At 70.8% G+C, this 19,684-nt stretch carries 15 protein-coding genes; 12 read left to right on the forward strand and 3 right to left on the reverse strand.

Annotated elements, in window-relative coordinates:
• Positions 1-272 precede the first annotated feature (272 nt).
• Entirely contained in the window at positions 273-2,834 is a 2,562-nt protein-coding gene (locus ACGFT2_RS17990; protein ID WP_393278959.1) for a RelA/SpoT family protein, read from the forward strand.
• An 80-nt stretch (positions 2,835-2,914) separates the two neighbouring features.
• Here the strand turns inward: ACGFT2_RS17990 and ACGFT2_RS17995 are convergent, their stop codons facing one another.
• Together ACGFT2_RS17995 and ACGFT2_RS18000 are read right to left on the reverse strand one after the other, a co-directional pair.
• Positions 2,915-4,144, reverse strand: a complete 1,230-nt coding sequence (locus tag ACGFT2_RS17995) for a DUF349 domain-containing protein (RefSeq protein ID WP_393278961.1) — start codon at positions 4,142-4,144, stop codon at positions 2,915-2,917.
• A gap of 155 nt (positions 4,145-4,299) precedes the next feature.
• Entirely contained in the window at positions 4,300-5,130 is an 831-nt protein-coding gene (locus tag ACGFT2_RS18000) for a peptidylprolyl isomerase (RefSeq protein ID WP_393278963.1), read from the reverse strand.
• A gap of 169 nt (positions 5,131-5,299) precedes the next feature.
• Here ACGFT2_RS18000 and ACGFT2_RS18005 point away from each other — a divergent pair, with 169 nt between their 5' ends.
• From ACGFT2_RS18005 to rpsD, 5 genes are all read left to right on the forward strand, one after another.
• Positions 5,300-6,007: an MBL fold metallo-hydrolase gene (locus tag ACGFT2_RS18005; RefSeq protein WP_393278964.1), complete on the forward strand. Its 708-nt coding sequence runs from the start codon at positions 5,300-5,302 to the stop codon at positions 6,005-6,007.
• A 13-nt stretch (positions 6,008-6,020) separates the two neighbouring features.
• Positions 6,021-7,283, forward strand: a complete 1,263-nt coding sequence (hisS, locus tag ACGFT2_RS18010; protein WP_393278966.1) for a histidine--tRNA ligase — start codon at positions 6,021-6,023, stop codon at positions 7,281-7,283.
• Between the two features lie 310 nt (positions 7,284-7,593).
• Positions 7,594-8,250, forward strand: coding sequence for a vitamin K epoxide reductase family protein (locus ACGFT2_RS18015; RefSeq protein ID WP_393278968.1), 657 nt, complete (start codon positions 7,594-7,596; stop codon positions 8,248-8,250).
• A gap of 89 nt (positions 8,251-8,339) precedes the next feature.
• Positions 8,340-9,695: a replication-associated recombination protein A gene (locus tag ACGFT2_RS18020; RefSeq protein ID WP_393278970.1), complete on the forward strand. Its 1,356-nt coding sequence runs from the start codon at positions 8,340-8,342 to the stop codon at positions 9,693-9,695.
• 341 nt (positions 9,696-10,036) lie between these two features.
• Entirely contained in the window at positions 10,037-10,651 is a 615-nt protein-coding gene (gene rpsD / locus ACGFT2_RS18025; protein ID WP_393278972.1) for a 30S ribosomal protein S4, read from the forward strand.
• A 21-nt stretch (positions 10,652-10,672) separates the two neighbouring features.
• On the opposite strand, the gene ACGFT2_RS18030 is transcribed toward rpsD, so the two are convergent.
• The gene (locus ACGFT2_RS18030) at positions 10,673-12,853 is read right to left on the reverse strand and encodes an ATP-binding protein (RefSeq protein WP_393278974.1); all 2,181 of its coding nucleotides are present in this window, start codon (positions 12,851-12,853) and stop codon (positions 10,673-10,675) included.
• 136 nt (positions 12,854-12,989) lie between these two features.
• On the opposite strand from ACGFT2_RS18030, the gene ACGFT2_RS18035 reads away from it, so the two are divergent.
• The 6 genes from ACGFT2_RS18035 (at position 12,990) to ACGFT2_RS18060 (ending at position 19,585) form a co-directional block, all read left to right on the forward strand.
• On the forward strand, positions 12,990-13,466 hold the full coding sequence (locus ACGFT2_RS18035; protein WP_393278976.1) for a DUF948 domain-containing protein: 477 nt from the start codon (positions 12,990-12,992) through the stop codon (positions 13,464-13,466).
• 7 nt (positions 13,467-13,473) lie between these two features.
• Positions 13,474-13,821 carry a hypothetical protein gene (locus tag ACGFT2_RS18040; RefSeq protein ID WP_393278978.1) on the forward strand — a complete coding sequence of 116 codons (348 nt, stop codon included), beginning with the start codon at positions 13,474-13,476 and terminating at the stop codon, positions 13,819-13,821.
• The gene (alaS, locus tag ACGFT2_RS18045) at positions 13,821-16,493 is read left to right on the forward strand and encodes an alanine--tRNA ligase (protein WP_393278980.1); all 2,673 of its coding nucleotides are present in this window, start codon (positions 13,821-13,823) and stop codon (positions 16,491-16,493) included. The genes ACGFT2_RS18040 and alaS overlap by 1 nt, the downstream gene beginning before the upstream one ends.
• A 15-nt stretch (positions 16,494-16,508) precedes the next feature.
• On the forward strand, positions 16,509-16,973 hold the full coding sequence (ruvX, locus tag ACGFT2_RS18050; RefSeq protein WP_393278982.1) for a Holliday junction resolvase RuvX: 465 nt from the start codon (positions 16,509-16,511) through the stop codon (positions 16,971-16,973).
• Positions 16,974-17,096: 123 nt separating this feature from the next.
• On the forward strand, positions 17,097-18,761 hold the full coding sequence (gene mltG, locus ACGFT2_RS18055; protein ID WP_393278984.1) for an endolytic transglycosylase MltG: 1,665 nt from the start codon (positions 17,097-17,099) through the stop codon (positions 18,759-18,761).
• Complete coding sequence (locus tag ACGFT2_RS18060) at positions 18,758-19,585, forward strand: shikimate dehydrogenase (RefSeq protein WP_393278986.1); 828 nt, start codon at positions 18,758-18,760, stop codon at positions 19,583-19,585. Before mltG ends, ACGFT2_RS18060 begins: the two co-directional genes overlap by 4 nt.
• The last annotated feature ends 99 nt before the right edge of the window (positions 19,586-19,684 follow it).

A 19,684-nucleotide genomic window follows, 5' to 3' on the forward strand; every position in this document is an offset into this window, starting at 1 on the left:
CCACGGCTCAAGCCGTGGGCCGCTTCACGCCGTCCGACCCGCAGCCCGCCGGTGCCGGTGGTGGCCGGACCGCTCCGGCCACCACCGGGACACCTTCCGCACGGCCCCCCGGCACCCGCGATCCACCCTCCCGGAATCCGGCGGGGGCCTTCCCGCGTTGCAGGGGTACACGGTCCTCACACCCGCCTGCAGGCGATGACCGGCCGCAGGATCGCTACCATGGGGTCTCCGGAGCCTGACCGGGGGACCCGGATCGCGCACGAGGAGCCCTCTTGCCAGACGAGGCCCAGCCACTGACCGCCGCAAAGCCCGAGCCCGCCTCGGCGCCCGCGGCCAAGCCCGCGCCGAGCGCGTCGCACGCGAAGAACGCGAAGAACGACGCCCGCGGGCCGGTCGAGCACGCCCAGTCCGCGCCCGTCGAGAAGAGCGCCGAGGCCTCGCGCCCCAAGCCCGCCCCCGCCGAGCAGCCCACCCCCGCCGAGCGTCCGGCACAGCCCCCGGTGGTGCGCCAGCCCGCCGCCCCGCCGACCCGCAGCGGCTCCTCCAACCGCGTCCGCGCCCGCCTCGCCCGCCTCGGCGTGCAGCGCGCGAATCCCTACAACCCGGTCCTGGAGCCCTTGCTGCGCATAGTCCGCAGCAACGACCCCAAGATCGAGAGTTCCACACTGCGCCAGATCGAGCGGGCCTACCAGGTCGCCGAGCGCTGGCACCGCGGCCAGAAACGCAAGAGCGGCGACCCGTACATCACGCATCCGCTCGCCGTCACCACCATCCTCGCCGAACTGGGCATGGACCCGGCCACCCTCATGGCGGGGCTGCTGCACGACACCGTCGAGGACACCGAGTACGGCCTGGAGGACCTGCGCCGGGACTTCGGCGACGTCGTCGCCCTGCTCGTCGACGGCGTGACCAAGCTGGACAAGGTCAAGTTCGGCGAGGCCGCGCAGGCCGAGACCGTGCGCAAGATGGTCGTCGCCATGGCGAAGGACCCCCGCGTCCTGGTCATCAAGCTCGCCGACCGCCTGCACAACATGCGCACCATGCGCTACCTGAAGCGCGAGAAGCAGGAGAAGAAGGCGCGCGAGACGCTGGAGATCTACGCGCCGCTCGCCCACCGCCTCGGCATGAACACCATCAAGTGGGAGCTGGAGGACCTCGCCTTCGCGATCCTCTACCCCAAGATGTACGACGAGATCGTACGGCTGGTGGCCGAGCGGGCGCCCAAGCGCGACGAGTACCTGGCCATAGTGACCGACGAGGTCCAGGCCGATCTGCGTGCCGCCCGCATCAAGGCGACCGTCACCGGCCGCCCCAAGCACTACTACAGCGTCTACCAGAAGATGATCGTCCGCGGTCGTGACTTCGCGGAGATCTACGACCTGGTGGGCATCCGCGTCCTCGTCGACACGGTCCGCGACTGCTACGCCGCCCTCGGCACCGTGCACGCGCGATGGAACCCGGTCCCCGGCCGGTTCAAGGACTACATCGCGATGCCCAAGTTCAACATGTACCAGTCGCTGCACACGACGGTCATCGGACCCAACGGCAAGCCGGTCGAGCTGCAGATCCGCACCTTCGACATGCACCGCCGCGCCGAGTACGGCATCGCCGCGCACTGGAAGTACAAGCAGGAGGCCGTCGCGGGCGCCTCCAAGGTGCGCTCGGACGCGCCGAAGAGCACCGGCAAGGACGACCACCTCAACGACATGGCGTGGCTGCGCCAGCTCCTCGACTGGCAGAAGGAGACCGAGGACCCCGGCGAGTTCCTGGAGTCCCTGCGCTTCGACCTGTCGCGCAACGAGGTCTTCGTCTTCACGCCGAAGGGCGACGTGATAGCGCTGCCGGCCGGCGCCACGCCCGTGGACTTCTCGTACGCGGTGCACACCGAGGTGGGCCACCGCACCATAGGAGCCCGCGTCAACGGCCGCCTCGTGCCGCTCGAGTCCACCCTGGACAACGGCGACCTGGTCGAGGTGTTCACCTCCAAGGCGGTCGGGGCCGGCCCCTCCCGCGACTGGCTCGGCTTCGTCAAGTCGCCACGGGCGCGCAACAAGATCCGGGCATGGTTCTCCAAGGAGCGCCGGGACGAGGCGATCGAGCACGGCAAGGACGCCATCGTCCGGGCGATGCGCAAGCAGAACCTGCCGATCCAGCGCATCCTCACCGGCGACTCACTCGTCACGCTCGCGCACGAGATGCGCTACTCGGACATCTCCGCGCTGTACGCGGCGATCGGCGAGGGCCACGTCTCCGCGCCGAACATCGTGCAGAAGCTCGTCCAGGCCCTCGGCGGCGAGGAGGCCGCCACCGAGGAGATCGACGAGTCCGTGCCGCCGTCGCGCGGCCGCAGCCGCAAGCGGCGCTCCAGCGCCGACCCCGGAGTCGTCGTCAAGGGCGTCGACGACGTGTGGGTCAAGCTGGCCCGCTGCTGTACGCCCGTACCCGGTGACCCGATCATCGGCTTCGTCACGCGGGGCAGCGGCGTATCGGTTCACCGCAGCGACTGCGTCAACGTCGACTCACTGTCGCGTGAGCCGGAGCGCATCCTCGAGGTCGAGTGGGCGCCCACCCAGTCCTCGGTCTTCCTGGTCGCCATCCAGGTCGAGGCACTGGACCGCTCCCGGCTGCTGTCGGACGTCACGCGCGTCCTGTCCGACCAGCACGTCAACATCCTCTCGGCGGCCGTCCAGACCTCCCGCGACCGGGTGGCCACCTCACGGTTCACCTTCGAGATGGGCGACCCCAAGCACCTCGGCCACGTCCTGAAGGCCGTACGGGGTGTGGAGGGCGTGTACGACGTCTACCGCGTGACCTCCGGCCGCAGCCGGTCGTAACCCGCACCGGCGCGCACCCGCGCGCACGCGAAAGGGCCCCGTACGCGTGTACGGGGCCCTTTCGCACTACCGGCGGGGGATCAGCCGCCGAACTCGTGCAATCCCTTCAGAGCCTGCTCCAGAAGCGCCTGGCGGCCCTCCAGCTCACGCTCCAGCTTGTCGGCCTTCGCGTTGTTGCCCTGGGCGCGCGCCTGCTCGATCTGCGCCCGCAGCTTGTCCACGGCGGCCTGCAGCTGACCGGTCAGGCCCTCGGCACGCGCGCGTGCCTCCGGGTTCGTCCGGCGCCACTCGGCCTCCTCGGCCTCCTGGATCGCCCGCTCGACGGTGTGCATCCGGCCCTCGACCTTGGGCCGCGCGTCCCGCGGGACGTGACCGATGGCCTCCCAGCGCTCGTTGATCGAGCGGAAGGCGGCCCGCGAGGCCTTCAGTTCCGTGATCGGCAGGAGCTTCTCGGCCTCCTCGGCCAGCTCCTCCTTCAGCTTCAGGTTCTCCGACTGCTCCGCGTCGCGTTCGGCGAACACCCCGCTCCGGGCGGCGAAGAAGACGTCCTGGGCGCCGCGGAAGCGGTTCCACAGGTCGTCCTCGTGCTCGCGCTGGGCGCGGCCCGCGGCCTTCCACTGCGCCATCAGATCGCGGTAGCTGGCCGCCGTCGGGCCCCAGTCGGTCGAACCGGACAGCGCCTCGGCCTCCGCGACCAGCCGCTCCTTGGTCTTGCGGGCCTCCTCGCGCTGCGCGTCCAGCTGCGCGAAGTGCGCCTTGCGGCGCTTGGAGAACGCCGACCGGGCGTGCGAGAAGCGGTGCCACAGGTCGTCGTCGGACTTGCGGTCCAGACGCGGCAGCCCCTTCCAGGTGTCCACCAGCGCCCGCAGCCGCTCACCGGCGGCCCGCCACTGGTCGGACTGCGCCAGCTGCTCCGCCTCCGCGACCAGGGCCTCCTTGGACTTGCGGGCCTCGTCGGACTGCTTGGCCCGCTGCTGCTTGCGCTCCTCGCGCCGGGCCTCGACGGTCCCCACGAGCTTGTCCAGCCGCTCGCGCAGCGCGGCCAGGTCACCGACCGCGTGGTGTGCGTCGACCTGCTCCCGCAGGTGACCGATCGCGGCCTGGGCGTCCTTCGCCGACAGGTCCGTGGTCTGCACGCGCTTCTCGAGGAGGCCGATCTCGACGACCAGGCCCTCGTACTTGCGCTCGAAGTAGGCAAGCGCCTCCTCGGGGGAGCCGGCCGCCCAGGAACCGACGACCTGCTCGCCGTCGGCCGTACGCACGTACACGGTCCCCGTCTCGTCGACGCGGCCCCACGGGTCGCTGCTCACAGCGCCTCCTCCACATGATGCCTGCGGGGGGCCTCGGCGCCCCCTGGCATCGTCCACAGTTTCGTCACGGCCAACATAGGCGACCAGCGGGTTGCCTGTCCGCATCCAGCGCGACCGAAATTCCGTAGTCGGCCGTTCTCGGGTTTACGCCCGGTTCAGGACTTGGTGACGGTCGCCCTGTCGATCACCACGGTCGCGTTGGGAGCGGTGTTCCCCGAGGTGGGATCGGCCGGCTGGGCGCCGGCGGCGGCGATCTTCTTCAGCACCTTCATGCCCGCCGCGTCGATCGTGCCGAACGGGGTGAACTGGGGCGGCAGCGGGCTGTCCTTGTAGACGAGGAAGAACTGGCTGCCGCCGGTGTGCTTCTGGCCCGTGTTGGCCATCGCCACCGTGCCCGCCGGATACGAGTGGCCCTTCAGGCTCTTGTCCTTGAGGTTCTCGTCCGGAATCGTGTAGCCGGGCCCGCCCATGCCGCTGGCCTGCGGGTCGCCGCACTGCAGCACGAAGATCCCCTCGACGGTGAGGCGGTGGCACTTCGTGTGGTCGAAGTAGCCCTTGCCCGCGAGGAAGTCGAACGAGTTCACCGTGTGCGGCGCCGCCGACGTCTTGAGCGCGACGCCGATGTCGCCGCAGGTCGTCTCGAGCTTCATCGCGTACTTCGCCGACGTGTCGATCGTCATCGCCGGCTCCTTCTTCCAGCTCAGCTTCTTCACCGAGCCCGCCGCCGGCTTGCCGCACGGGTCCGGGGCCTTGCTGGTGGGCGCGGCGCTCGGCGTCGACCCGGCGTTCGCGCCGGTCTTCTTGCCGTCGTCCTTGAGCACCCCGGTGGTGTACAGCGCGACACTGCCGATCACGACCACGCCCAGCACCGACGCGATGACGGAGTTGCGCAGACGGGACCTGCGCCGCGCCTCGGTGCGGCGCTGCTGCTGCCGCAAGAACTTCTCCCGGGCGAGCTGACGCCGCCGCTGCTCCTGGCTGACCACCGGGTTCTCTCCTCATGCGATTCGTGTGTCGAGCGGTACGCGTGCGTCCTGACGGGCCCACCGCTGCGTGTAGCCCCGTACCGTATATGGGTTCGCTGAGGAATCGGCAGCGCCGGTAGGCTCTGACTGCTGCTGAAGCCGCCCGTAACCGACACAACGAAGGACGATCGTGCTCATTGCCGGGTTCCCCGCCGGGGCCTGGGGGACGAACTGTTATCTCGTCGCCCCCGCCGCCGGTGAGGAGTGCGTGATCATCGACCCGGGCCATCAGGCCGCCGAAGGCGTCGAGGAAGCACTGAAGAAGCATCGGCTCAAGCCCGTCGCCGTCGTCCTCACCCACGGCCACATCGACCACGTGGCCTCGGTCGTCCCCGTCTGCGGGGCGCACGACGTACCGGCGTGGATCCACCCCGAGGACCGCTACATGATGAGCGACCCCGAGAAGGCGCTGGGCCGGTCCATCGGCATGCCGCTGATGGGCGAGCTGACCGTGGGGGAGCCCGACGACGTCAGGGAGCTGACCGACGGCGCCGCGCTGGAGCTGGCCGGCCTCACCCTCTCCGTCGCGCACGCGCCGGGCCATACGAAGGGGTCGGTGACCTTCCGGATGCCCGAGACGGCCGACATCCCGCCGGTCTTCTTCTCCGGGGACCTGCTGTTCGCCGGCTCCGTCGGACGCACCGATCTGCCGGGCGGATCCATGGAGGACATGCTCGAGTCGCTGGGCCGCGTGTGCCTGCCGCTCGACGACTCCACCGTGGTGCTGTCCGGCCACGGCCCCCAGACGACCATCGGCCGGGAGCGCGCCACCAATTCCTATCTACGGCAGGTGGCGGCCGGCCAGGGAGCCTTCGACGCTCCCCGACGAGGAATGTGACGAGAGAGCTTCCGTGAGCACCTTCAAGGCCCCCAAGGGCACCTACGACCTGATTCCGCCGGACTCGGCGAAGTACCTCGCGGTCCGCGAGGCGATCGCCGCCCCGCTGCGCAATTCCGGCTACGGCTACATCGAGACCCCCGGCTTCGAGAACGTCGAACTCTTCGCGCGCGGTGTCGGCGAGTCCACCGACATCGTGACCAAGGAGATGTACGCCTTCGAGACCAAGGGCGGCGACCGGCTCGCCCTGCGCCCGGAGGGCACCGCGTCCGTACTGCGCGCGGCCCTGGAGGCCAACCTGCACAAGGCGGGCAACCTCCCGGTCAAGCTCTGGTACTCCGGCTCGTACTACCGCTACGAGCGCCCTCAGAAGGGCCGTTACCGCCACTTCTCCCAGGTCGGTGCCGAGGCGATCGGCGCGGAGGACCCGGCGCTGGACGCCGAACTGATCATCCTGGCCGACCAGGCGTACCGCTCGCTGGGCCTCAGGAACTTCCGCATCCTGCTCAACAGCCTGGGGGACCAGGAGTGCCGTCCGGTGTACCGGGCCGCGCTCCAGGACTTCCTGCGCGGCCTGGACCTGGACGAGGACACGCTGCGCCGCTCGGAGATCAACCCGCTGCGCGTCCTGGACGACAAGCGCGAGTCGGTCCAGAAGCAGCTGACGGGCGCCCCGCTGCTGCGGGACTACCTCTGCGACGGCTGCAAGGCCTACCACGAGGAGGTCCGCGAGCTGATCACGGCGGCGGGCGTCTCCTTCGAGGACGACCCGAAGCTGGTGCGCGGCCTGGACTACTACACCCGCACCACCTTCGAGTTCGTGCACGACGGGCTGGGCTCCCAGTCCGCGGTGGGCGGCGGCGGCCGCTACGACGGCCTGTCCGAGATGATCGGCGGCCCCGCGCTGCCGTCGGTGGGCTGGGCGCTGGGCGTCGACCGCACGGTGCTGGCGCTGGAGGCCGAGGGGGTCGAGCTGGACATCCCCGCCGTCACCAGTGTCTTCGCGGTCCCGCTCGGCGAAGAGGCCCGCCGCGTGCTGTTCGCGAAGGTCACCGAGCTGCGCAAGGTCGGTGTCGCGACGGACTTCTCCTACGGCGCCAAGGGTCTGAAGGGCGCCATGAAGAACGCCAACCGCAGCGGCGCGCGCTTCACGATCGTCGCCGGCGAACGCGACCTCGCCGAGGGCGTCGTCCAGCTCAAGGACATGGAGTCCGGCGAGCAGACGGCGATCGGCGTGAACGAGATCGTGGCGGAGCTGGAGTCACGACTCGGCTGACGCGGAGCGGACCAGAGGGGGCGCCGGGTTCTCCCGGCGCCCTTCCGCGTGCTGAGCGGCGAGCGGCGGCCGCGGTGCCGTGCCGCCTCCCGGCCCGTCAACCCGGCGGGCGTGGATTCGTCCTGCCGGACGGTTCCCGTACCGGACGGTTCGCGTGGGTGTCACGCCCCCGGACATCGGCCGGAACCGAGCGATCCGGGTCCCGCGTGCGTACCTCCTTATGTCCACCGAACGGTGGACGGACAGCTCTGTGCGGCACAATGGCCCCTGCCCGAAGATGGTCCAACTCTCAAGTGACGGAATCGGCGTGATGAGCAAGACGACACTGAACGACGTCTCCACGGTGCCCGGTCCCGACCGTTCCGCCGACGCCCCGCGCGTGGAGGGCGGCAGCCGTGCCTTCGCCCTGCTGCTGGTGATCACCGGCGCGGCCGGACTGCTGGCCGCCTGGGTCATCACGATCGACAAGTTCAAGCTCCTGGAAGCCAAGGTCGCGGGCAAGACCTTCACGCCGGGGTGCAGCCTCAACCCGGTGGTCTCCTGCGGCAGCGTCATGGAGAGCAAGCAGGCCGCCGCCTTCGGCTTCCCGAACCCGATGCTCGGCCTGGTCTGCTACGGCATCGTGATCTGCGTCGGCATGAGCCTGCTGGCCCGCGCCCGCTTCCCGCGCTGGTACTGGCTGACCTTCAACTTCGGCACGCTCTTCGGCGTCGGATTCTGCACCTGGCTGCAGTTCCAGTCGCTGTACCGGATCAACGCGCTGTGCCTGTGGTGCTCGCTGGCCTGGGTGGCCACGATCATCATGTTCTGGTACGCCACCTCGTTCAACGTCCGCAACGGCTTCCTGCCGGCCCCGCGCCCGCTGAAGACCTTCCTCGGCGAGTTCACCTGGGTCCTGCCGGTGCTCCACATCGGCGTCATCGGCATGCTCGTGCTGACCCGCTGGTGGGACTTCTGGACCAGCTGACGGCTCCGCGGAGGCGGCGGCCGGCGGCCCCGAGGGGCCCGGCCGACCGCCCGGCGCCGATTGTCGGTGGCGTGTTCTAGGGTTTCAGCGTGGAACCCGACCTCTTCACCGCCGCGGCGGAAGAACGCCAGGAGAAGGACCCGGCAGCCAGTCCTCTGGCGGTGCGGATGCGCCCGCGCACGCTCGACGAGGTCGTGGGCCAGCAGCACCTGCTCAAGCCCGGCTCACCCTTGCGGCGACTGGTCGGCGAGGGCAGCGGCGGCCCCGCCGGACCGTCCTCGGTGATCCTCTGGGGCCCGCCGGGGACCGGCAAGACGACCCTGGCGTACGTCGTGTCCAAGGCCACCGACAAGCGCTTCGTGGAGCTGTCCGCGATCACCGCCGGGGTCAAGGAGGTCCGCGCGGTCATCGACGGCGCCCGCCGCGCCACCGGCGGCTTCGGCAAGGAGACCGTCCTCTTCCTGGACGAGATCCACCGCTTCAGCAAGGCCCAGCAGGACTCCCTCCTCCCGGCCGTGGAGAACCGCTGGGTCACCCTGATCGCGGCCACCACGGAGAACCCGTACTTCTCGGTGATCTCACCGCTGCTCTCCCGCTCCCTGCTGCTCACCCTCGAATCGCTCACCGACGACGACGTCCGGGGCCTGCTGCGGCGGGCGCTGAGCGACGAGCGCGGCCTGAAGGACGCCGTCGGCCTCCCGGAGGCCACCGAGGAGCATCTGCTGCGGATCGCCGGCGGCGACGCCCGCCGCGCACTGACGGCCCTGGAGGCCGCCGCCGGGGCCGCCCTGGACCAGGGCGAGGCCGAGATCAGCCTCGCGACGCTGGAGCAGACCGTCGACCGGGCCGCGGTGAAGTACGACCGCGACGGCGACCAGCACTACGACGTCGCCAGCGCGCTCATCAAGTCCATCCGCGGCTCCGACGTCGACGCGGCCCTGCACTACCTGGCCCGCATGATCGAGGCCGGCGAGGACCCGCGCTTCATCGCGCGCCGCCTGATGATCTCCGCCAGCGAGGACATCGGCCTGGCCGATCCGAACGCGCTGCCCACCGCGGTCGCCGCCGCCCAGGCCGTCGCGATGATCGGCTTCCCGGAGGCCGCGCTCACCCTCAGCCACGCCACCATCGCCCTCGCGCTCGCCCCCAAGTCGAACGCCGCGACGACGGCCATCGGCGCCGCGATGGAGGACGTCCGCAAGGGCCTGGCCGGCCCGGTTCCCGCGCATCTGCGCGACGGGCACTACAAGGGCGCCGCCAAGCTCGGCCACGCGCAGGGATACGTGTATCCGCACGACCTGTCGGAAGGCATCGCCGAGCAGCAGTACGCCCCGGACGCCCTCAAGGACCGCGAGTACTACACCCCCACCCGGCACGGCGCCGAGGCCCGGTACGCCGACGCGGTCGAATGGACCCGTCAGCGCCTCGGTCGCAAGCGCTCCTGAGCACCCTGTAGAATCCTGCGAAGTGCTGAGTCCCGTGCCCGGACCTCCGCAAGGAGAACCGGCACCACCAGAGCGGGACATCCAGCCGGAACGTCACGGCCGAAAGGACGCGAGGTTCCAGGAGCGTCGCGCACCGTCGAAGGTGTCGCGGGCAGCCCACCACCACCCGGAGTCCCGGGACAGGTCGGTGGGCCACTCGCGTGCTGCACGTATGTGCCCAGACCAGGGAGCGGCTGCCCGGCTCGTCCCACGGGACGAGGAGGGTTTCCCCGGCTGCGGATGCGACCTCCCCTAACCCTGGTGAAGCCGTATTCGTACTGAAAAAACGAGGTGTCGGTTCCATGGCGAACCAGTCCCGCCCCAAGGTCAAGAAGTCGCGTGCCCTCGGCATCGCGCTGACCCCGAAGGCCGTCAAGTACTTCGAGGCCCGCCCCTACCCGCCGGGTGAGCACGGCCGCGGCCGCAAGCAGAACTCGGACTACAAGGTCCGTCTGCTCGAGAAGCAGCGTCTGCGCGCGCAGTACGACGTCTCCGAGCGTCAGCTCGTCCGCGCCTACGAGCGCGCCTCCAAGGTGCAGGGCAAGACCGGTGAGGCCCTGATCATCGAGCTCGAGCGCCGTCTCGACGCGCTGGTCCTGCGTTCGGGCATCGCCCGCACGATCTACCAGGCCCGCCAGATGGTCGTCCACGGCCACATCGCGGTCAACGGCCAGAAGGTCGACAAGCCGTCCTTCCGTGTCCGCCCGGACGACGTCGTGCAGGTCCGCGACCGCTCCAAGGACAAGACGCTCTTCCAGGTCGCCCGCGAGGGTGGCTTCGCCCCCGACGGTGAGATCCCGCGCTACCTGCAGGTGAACCTCAAGGCCCTGGCGTTCCGCCTGGACCGCGAGCCGAACCGCAAGGAGATCCCGGTGATCTGCGACGAGCAGCTCGTCGTCGAGTACTACGCCCGCTGATCCCAGCCCCGGCGCAGCACCTCAGCCCGCCGTCTCGCCGCCCTTCCGGGTGGGCGAGGCGGCGGGTTCGCGTTTTCCGGCCTCCGCGTGGTCCTGCGGTGCCCGGCCGCGCGGAGCCGGCAGCGCGTGCAGCGGCCGTACACCGCCGCGTCCGAGCGCCCGGGTCACGGCCGCCGCCCGGTCCAGCAGCGCCCCCTCGCGCAGGCACTCCTCGTACCGGGCGTCGCCCAGCGCGCGCCGCGCGGTCGCCTCGCACTGCTCGTGCGGGGCGTTGTAGTACGCCGAGCCGAACAGCGGCAGCCCCACCGACGACCACATCCGGCCCGCAGCGCCCTGCAGCACCGCCGCCTCGGCCGGGTCGCCCTGGGTCGCCGTCACCAGTGCCAGCAGCTCGATCGCCAGCACCGAGCCCAGCAGGTCGTGGAAGGCGTGCGCAGCGCCCAGACAGTCCGCCAGCAGCTCCCGGGCCCGCTCCGCGCCGCCCTCCAGCCAGGCCGCGTAAGCGAGCACATACAGAGCGTAGGACCGTGCCCAGCGCTCCCCGTGGTCCTCGCACACCCGGCGCACGTCCTCGCACAGCCGCACCGCGCCCGGCAGGTCCCCCTGGAAGGCCAGCGTCATCGCCAGCTCCACCTGGCCCATCAGCACGTTGCTGTTGAGTTCGCCGATCTCCTGATAGCGCTCCAGCGCCGACCGCAGCAGCGTCTCCGCACGGGCCATGTCGTCCGTGACCAGCGCCAGGCAGCCCGCGCGGTGCTCCGCGTACGCCACCGCAGTCGGGTCGGCCGACCGTTCCGCCCGGTCGCGGCACTCGCGCAGCGCCTTCAGCGCGGGCACGGTGTCGCCCTGCAGGACGGCCACGTAACCGAGCACCCACAGCGCCTTCAGCCGGGACCGCTCGTACTGCGACTCCAGCTCCGCGCTGCGCTCCAGCCAGCGCCGCCCCTCGGCCAGCCGCCCGCAGCCGACCCAGCAGAACCACAGCGAGCCCGCCAGATACTGGCCGAGGTGGGCCTCCTCCGGCTCGCTCAGGCAGTACTCCAGCGCGGCCCGCAGATTCGGCAGCTCCGCCTCCACCCGGTCGGCCACCTCCCGCTGCCGGGGCGAGAACCAGTCCAGCTCGCACCAGGTCGCCAGGCCCAGGTACCAGTCACGGTGCCGCCGGCGCAGCCGGTCCGCGTCCCCGGTCGCCGCCAGCCAGTCGGCGCCGTAGGCGCGCACGGTGTCCAGCATCCGGTAGCGGGGGCCCGTCGCGGTCTCCTCGAGGGAGACGACCGACTGGGCGAGCAGCTCCGACAGGACGTCCAGCACGTCCTCGGCGGCCAGCCCGTCCCCGCTGCACACGTATTCGGCCGCCTCCAGGTCGAAGGTCTGCGCGAACACCGACAGCCGCGCCCACAGCAGCCGTTCGCCGGGCGTGCACAGCTCGTGGCTCCAGCCGATCGCCGTGCGCAACGCCTGGTGCCGGGGCAGACCGTCCCGGCCGCCGCCGGTCAGCAGCCGGAACCGGTCGTCGAGACGCTGCAGCAGTTGCGCGGGGGACAGGGCCCGCAGCCGGCCCGCGGCCAGTTCGAGCGCCAGCGGAATCCCCTCCAGGTGACGGCACACCTCTCGTACCTCGGGGCCGTCGGCCACCCGCAGGCCCTGCGCCAGCGCCCGGTCCGTGAACAGCTCCACCGCCTCGTCCTCGGCGAGTGGCGCCAGCGGGAAGAGCCGCTCACCGGCCAGCCCCAGCGGCCGCCGGCCCACGGCCAGCACGCGCAGCTCCGGCAACCGCCGCAGCAGCTGAGCGGTCAGCTCGGCACAGGCCTCCACCAGGTGCTCGAACCCGTCCAGCACCAGCAGGGCCGGCCGCCCGGCCAGGTGCTCGAGCAACATCTCCCGGGGCGTGCGGGCGGTGTGGTCGGTCAGCCCCAGCGCCTCCAGGACCGCGTACTCCACGAACTGCGGATCACGCACCGGCGCCAGTTCCACCCGCCCCCGCAGGACGCCGTCCGCCGGGTCGGCGGACGGCCCGCACCGCACCGCCCGCGCGGCGAGCCGGGACTTGCCGACGCCGCCGACCCCCGTCACGGTCACCAGCCGGAACCGGTCCAGCGCCGACGCCAGTTCGGCGAGCTCGGCCGAGCGCCCGACGAATGCGGTCAGTTCGAGGGGCGGATCGGCGTCCGCCCGGGGGCCGGGGCTCTGAGGACCTCGCATGGGACACGGAGCGTACTGAAGTGTGTTCATTCCGTACAATCGCTTCCCATGGCTCCGTCCCCGGCACCGGGGTATCCGGTACGGAGCCGCGGCCCCGGCGCGATAGGCTCGGGGCACTGCTTTTTTCATGGTTCCGATGTTCAGAGCACGTTTCAGGGAGCGGGTGCGCACAGTGTCCGGTGGAGAGGTGGCCGGGATCCTGGTGGCCGTCTTCTGGGCGATCCTGGTCTCCTTCCTCGCCGTCGCACTGGCGAGGCTGGCCCAGACGCTCAGGGCGACCACGAAGCTCGTGGCGGACGTGACCGATCAGGCGGTCCCGCTGCTCGCCGACGCCTCCACGGCCGTGCGCTCCGCGCAGACCCAGATCGACCGGGTCGACGCGATCGCCAGCGACGTCCAGGAGGTCACGTCGAACGCCTCGGCGCTGTCGACCACCGTCGCCTCCACCTTCGGCGGTCCGCTGGTCAAGGTCGCGGCCTTCGGCTACGGCGTGCGCCGGGCGCTCGGGGGCCGCAAGGAGGACGTGCCGGCGAAGGCCGCCCGGCGCACCGTGATCGTGGGCCGCACCGTGCCCGCCGCACGACGCAAGCGAGACCGCGGGAAGAGGGACTGACCGAGCGATGTTCCGCCGTACGTTCTGGTTCAGCACGGGCGTTGCCGCCGGTGTGTGGGCCACCACCAAGGTCAACCGCAAGCTCAGGCAGCTGACACCGGAGAGCCTGGCCGCCACCGCGGCGAACAAGGCCCTGGAGACCGGTCAGCGGCTGAAGGACCGCGCGGTCGGGTTCGCGCTCGACGTCCGCGACAACATGGCCCAGCGGGAGGCCGAGCTGGGAGAGGCGCTGGGCATCGACGCCGGCCCCGAACTCCCCGCGCCCCGGCGGTACCCCGCCATCGGGAACGACCGCAGCAACCCGAAGTACATCGAGAACACGACGTACTCGTACAACCGGAATGAGGACCACTGATGGAGTCGGCTGAGATCCGCCGCCGCTGGCTGAGCTTCTACGAGGAGCGCGGGCACACCGTCGTGCCTTCGGCGTCGCTCATCGCGGACGATCCGACTCTGCTCCTCGTCCCCGCCGGCATGGTGCCCTTCAAGCCCTACTTCCTGGGTGAGGTCAAGCCGCCCTTCGCGCGCGCCACCAGCGTGCAGAAGTGCGTGCGCACGCCCGACATCGAAGAGGTCGGCAAGACCACGCGCCATGGCACCTTCTTCCAGATGTGCGGCAACTTCTCCTTCGGCGACTACTTCAAGGAAGGCGCCATCAAGTACGCCTGGGAGCTGCTCACCACGCCCCAGGACAAGGGCGGTTACGGCCTGGAGCCGGAGAAGCTCTGGATCACCGTCTACCAGGACGACGACGAGGCCGAGCGCATCTGGCACGAGGTCGTCGGTGTGCCGAAGGAGCGCATCCAGCGCCTCGGCATGAAGGACAACTACTGGTCCATGGGCGTCCCGGGCCCGTGCGGCCCCTGCTCCGAGATCAACTACGACCGCGGCCCCGATTTCGGCGCCGAGGGCGGTCCCGCCGTCAACGACGAGCGGTACGTGGAGATCTGGAACCTCGTCTTCATGCAGTACGAGCGCGGCGAGGGCATCGGCAAGGACAACTTCGAGATCCTCGGCGAGCTGCCGAGCAAGAACATCGACACGGGCCTCGGCCTGGAGCGCCTCGCCATGATTCTGCAGGGCGTGCAGAACATGTACGAGATCGACACCTCCATGGCCGTCATCAAGAAGGCCACCGAGCTGACCGGTGTCGCCTACGGGGACGCCCACCCCTCGGACGTCTCGCTGCGTGTGGTCACCGACCACATGCGCACCTCCGTGATGCTCATCGGGGACGGCGTCACCCCCGGCAACGAGGGCCGTGGCTACGTCCTGCGCCGCATCATGCGCCGCGCCATCCGCAACATGCGCCTGCTCGGCGCCACCGGTCCGGTGGTCAAGGACCTCGTCGACACCGTCATCGAGATGATGGGCCGGCAGTACCCGGAGCTGGTCACCGACCGCGAGCGGATCGAGAAGGTCGCCCTCGCCGAGGAGAACGCCTTCCTGAAGACGCTGAAGGCCGGCACCAACATCCTCGACACCGCCGTCACCGAGACCAAGCAGTCCGGTGGCACGGTCCTCTCCGGCGACAAGGCGTTCCTGCTCCACGACACCTGGGGCTTCCCGATCGACCTCACCCTGGAGATGGCCGCCGAGCAGGGCCTGTCCGTGGACGAGGACGGCTTCCGCCGCCTGATGAAGGAGCAGCGGGAGCGCGCCAAGGCCGACGCCCAGGCCAAGAAGACCGGCCACGCCGACATGGGCGCCTACCGCGAGATCGCGGACGCCGCCGGCGAGACCGACTTCATCGGCTACACCGACACCGAGGGCGACTCCACCATCGTCGGCATCCTGGTCGACGGCGTCTCCTCCCCGGCCGCCACCGAGGGCGACGAGGTCGAGGTCGTCCTGGACCGCACCCCGTTCTACGCGGAGGGCGGCGGCCAGATCGGCGACACCGGGCGGATCAAGGTCGACTCCGGTGCCGTCATCGAGATCCGTGACTGCCAGAAGCCGGTCCCGGGCGTGTACGTCCACAAGGGTGTCGTGCAGGTCGGCGAGGTGACCGTCGGTGCCAAGGCGCACGCCTCCATCGACCGCCGCCGCCGCACGGCCATCGCCCGCGCCCACTCGGCGACCCACCTGACCCACCAGGCCCTGCGCGACGCCCTCGGCCCGACGGCCGCCCAGGCCGGTTCCGAGAACCAGCCCGGCCGCTTCCGCTTCGACTTCGGCTCCCCGTCCGCCGTGCCGACGGCCGTGATGACCGACGTCGAGCAGAAGATCAACGAGGTGCTCACCCGCGACCTCGACGTGCACGCCGAGGTCATGGGCATCGACGACGCCAAGAAGCAGGGCGCCATCGCCGAGTTCGGCGAGAAGTACGGCGAGCGGGTCCGCGTGGTCACCATCGGCGACTTCTCCAAGGAGCTGTGCGGCGGCACCCACGTGCACAACACCTCCCAGCTGGGCCTGGTGAAGCTGCTCGGCGAGTCCTCCATCGGCTCGGGTGTCCGCCGTATCGAGGCCCTGGTCGGCGTGGACGCCTACAACTTCCTCGCCCGGGAGCACACGGTCGTCGCCCAGCTCCAGGAGCTGATCAAGGGCCGTCCGGAGGAGCTGCCGGAAAAGGTCTCCGCGATGCTCGGCAAGCTGAAGGACGCCGAGAAGGAGATCGAGAGGTTCCGCGCCGAGAAGGTGCTGCAGGCGGCCGCCGGTCTCGCCGGGTCCGCCAAGGACGTCAGGGGTGTCGCACTCGTCACCGGACAGGTGCCGGACGGCACCACGGCGGACGACCTGCGCAAGCTGGTCCTCGACGTGCGCGGCCGCATCCAGGGCGGCCGGGCCGCCGTGGTCGCCCTGTTCGCGGTCGGCAACGGCAAGCCGCTGACGGTCATCGCCACCAACGAGGCCGCCCGTGAGCGCGGCCTGAAGGCCGGTGACCTGGTCCGTGCCGCCGCCAAGACCCTCGGCGGTGGCGGTGGCGGCAAGCCGGACGTCGCCCAGGGCGGTGGCCAGAACCCGGCCGCCGTCGGCGAGGCCGTCGAGGCCGTCGAGCGTCTCGTCGCCGAGACCGCCAAGTAGGGAGCGGTCTCGAACATGCGCAGAGGACGTCGACTCGCGATCGATGTCGGGGACGCCCGGATCGGGGTCGCCTCGTGCGACCCCGACGGGATCCTCGCCACCCCGGTGGAGACCGTCCCCGGCCGGGACGTCCCCGCCGCCCACCGCCGGTTGCGTCAACTGGTGGAGGAGTACGAACCGATCGAGGTCGTCGTCGGCCTCCCTCGTTCCCTCAAGGGGGGCGAGGGCCCGGCCGCGGTCAAGGTCCGCGCCTTCACGCAGGAGCTGGCCAAGGGCATCGCGCCGGTGCCGGTCCGGCTGGTCGACGAGCGGATGACGACGGTGTCGGCGACCCAGGGCCTGCGGGCCTCGGGGGTGAAAGCGAAGAAGGGCCGCTCGGTCATCGACCAGGCGGCGGCCGTCATCATTCTGCAGCAGGCCCTGGAATCCGAACGGGTGTCAGACGAGCCACCCGGCGAGGGCGTCGAAGTGGTCATCTGATCGCGATACGGTAACGTTCCGCGCGATGCGGCGGTGTTCGAACAGCCGCCGCACAGCAAGAGGCGGAAGGGGAGCCGGCCCGCCGGCCGGGCGACCCGTCGGCCTCGCGGCTCTAGGGGATCGATGACTGAGTATGGCGGGAGCCCGGGCTCCGAACCGTGGCATCCGCAGGACCCGTTGTACGGGGACGGCGGATGGGAAGGGCAGCAGGCGCACGTCGGCCAGCAGTCTGCCTACGGCGGCCAGCCGCAGCAGCAGCACCCGCAGCCGCAGTACGGCGACTGGAGCCAGGAGCAGCAGCCCGGACACGGCGGCCAGCAGCACCCGTACCACGAGGGACAGGGGCATCCCCCCTACGAGCAGCAGTTCGCCGGGCACGGCACGCAGCCCCTCCACCAGGACGAGTGGGACGCGACCGGCAGCCACGGCCATGTGCCCTACGCCGCCGATCCGGGCGATCCCCACAACCAGCAGCCCGTGGCCTACGGCGGACAGCAGCCCGACCTCTACGGCACCGAGGACGCCTATCCGCCTCCGCAGCCGCCCGGCCGCAGGCGCCCCGAGCAGGAACCGCGGCCGGAGCCCGCGGCCGACGAGGAGGAGCACGCCTTCTTCGCGGGGGGCGGCGACGACGCGGACGGCGAGGAGCACGAGCTCCAGAGCCGGCGCGAGCGGCGCAAGGGCCGCAAGCCCGTCAAGGGGAAGAAGGGCCGCACCGGCTGCGCCTGCATGGTGGTCGTGCTGGTCTTCGGCGGCGGCCTCGGCGGAGTCGGATACTTCGGCTACAAGTTCTACCAAAATCGTTTCGGCGCGGCCGCGGACTACGCGGGCAGCGGCAACGGCGAGCAGGTCACGGTCGAGATCCCCAAGGGCGCCGGCGGCTGGGCGATCGGCCAGAAGCTGAAGGAGTCGGGCGTCGTGGAGAGCGCGGCCGCGTTCGTCTCCGCGCTGCAGGCGAACCCCGACGGAAAGTCGCTCCAGGACGGTGTCTACACCCTGGAGAAGGAGATGTCCGCCGCGAGCGCGGTGGAACTCATGCTCAGCCCGAAGAGCCGCAGCAACCTGATCATCGCCGAGGGCCTGCGCAACACGGCGGTCTACGGCCTGATCGACAAACGCCTCGGGGTCGCGGCGGGCACCACGGCCCGTACCGCCGTGAAGGAGTACAAGCACCTGGGCCTGCCCGCCTGGGCGCTGGGCCACGCGAGCCTGAAGGACCCGCTGGAAGGATTCCTCTACCCGTCCAGCTATGCCGTCACCAAGGGACAGAAGCCCGAAGCCGTCCTGAAGAACATGGTGTCCCAGGCCACGGCCAAGTACCAGGAACTGGGCGTGGAGAAGAAGGCCAGGGCACTCGGCCTCGACGGCCCCTGGCAGCTGCTCACCGTGGCGAGCCTGGCGCAGGCCGAGGGCACGAGCCACGACGACTTCCGCAAGATGGCCGAGGTCGTCTACAACCGCCTCGAGCCGGACAACCCGCAGACCTACGGGCGGCTGGAGTTCGACTCCACGTACAACTACGTGAAGAACCAGAGCAAGATCGACCTGAGCATCGCCGAGCTGCGCAGGTACGACAACCCCTACAACACCTACTTCTCCAAGGGCCTGCCGCCGGGTCCGATCGACAACCCCGGCGAGGAGGCGCTCAGGGGCGCTCTCGACCCGTCCCACGACGGCTGGTACTACTTCATCTCGACGGACGGCAAGACCAGCAAGTTCACCAAGACGCTCGAGGAACACGAGAAGCTGGTCGACGACTGGAACGCGTCGAGGAACAAGAACCGATGACAGTGACACACCGGGCGGCCGTGCTCGGCTCGCCCATCGCCCACTCCCTCTCCCCGGTGCTGCACCGGGCCGCCTACGACGAACTCGGGCTCACCGGCTGGACGTACGACCGCTTCGAGGTCGACGAGGCCGCCCTGCCCGGGTTCCTCGACGGGCTGGGGCCGGAGTGGAGAGGGCTGTCGCTGACCATGCCGCTGAAGCGGGCGGTCATCCCGCTCCTGGACGAGATCAGCGACACGGCCGCCTCCGTCGACGCGGTCAACACGGTCGTCCTGGGCGAGGACGGCCGCCGGCTCGGCGACAACACCGACATCCCGGGCATGGTGGCCGCCCTGCGCGCCCACGGCATCGAGGAGGTCGGCTCCGCCGCGATCCTCGGCGCCGGCGCCACCGCCTCCTCCGCGCTCGCCGCACTGGCGCGGATCTGCACCGGTGAGATCGTCGCCTACGTCCGCAGCGAGACCCGCGCCGCCGAGATGCGCGCATGGGGCGAGCGGCTGGATGTCGACGTGCGCACGGCCGCCTGGACGGACGCGGCCGAGGCCCTGCGGGCCCCGCTGGTCGTCGCCACCACGCCGGCCGGTGCGTCCGACGCCCTCGCGGCAGCCGTACCCGAACGCCCCGCCACCCTCTTCGACGTGCTGTACGACCCCTGGCCCACCGAGCTGGCCGCCCGCTGGTCCATGACCGGCGGCGCCGTGGTAAGCGGCCTCGACCTGCTGGTCCACCAGGCCGTCCTGCAGGTCGAGCAGATGACCGGCCGCTCCCCGGCCCCGCTGGACGTCATGCGCCACGCGGGCGAGCGGGCACTCGCCGCCCGCTGAGCCGCCGTCGCGCCGTCCGCCTGCTGGACCGGCGGCCGGACACCGGCCCCGGACGTGGGAGGATCGGAGGTGGCGTACCGGGGTCGCGCACCCGGTCAC

This window comes from Streptomyces sp. NPDC048514, from assembly GCF_043199955.1.
Lineage (GTDB): Bacteria > Actinomycetota > Actinomycetes > Streptomycetales > Streptomycetaceae > Streptomyces.

Excerpts from the sequence above, each read along its gene's own strand:
- ACGFT2_RS18040 (WP_393278978.1), top strand. The coding sequence starts at position 13,474 with ATGTTCCGCCGTACGTTCTGGTTCAGCACGGGCGTTGCCGCCGGTGTG.
- ACGFT2_RS18035 (WP_393278976.1), top strand. The coding sequence starts at position 12,990 with ATGTTCAGAGCACGTTTCAGGGAGCGGGTGCGCACAGTGTCCGGTGGA.
- ruvX (WP_393278982.1), top strand. The coding sequence starts at position 16,509 with ATGCGCAGAGGACGTCGACTCGCGATCGATGTCGGGGACGCCCGGATC.
- ACGFT2_RS18030 (WP_393278974.1), bottom strand. The coding sequence starts at position 12,853 with ATGCGAGGTCCTCAGAGCCCCGGCCCCCGGGCGGACGCCGATCCGCCC.
- mltG (WP_393278984.1), top strand. The coding sequence starts at position 17,097 with ATGACTGAGTATGGCGGGAGCCCGGGCTCCGAACCGTGGCATCCGCAG.
- ACGFT2_RS18060 (WP_393278986.1), top strand. The coding sequence starts at position 18,758 with ATGACAGTGACACACCGGGCGGCCGTGCTCGGCTCGCCCATCGCCCAC.
- ACGFT2_RS18015 (WP_393278968.1), top strand. The coding sequence starts at position 7,594 with ATGAGCAAGACGACACTGAACGACGTCTCCACGGTGCCCGGTCCCGAC.
- rpsD (WP_393278972.1), top strand. The coding sequence starts at position 10,037 with ATGGCGAACCAGTCCCGCCCCAAGGTCAAGAAGTCGCGTGCCCTCGGC.
- alaS (WP_393278980.1), top strand. The coding sequence starts at position 13,821 with ATGGAGTCGGCTGAGATCCGCCGCCGCTGGCTGAGCTTCTACGAGGAG.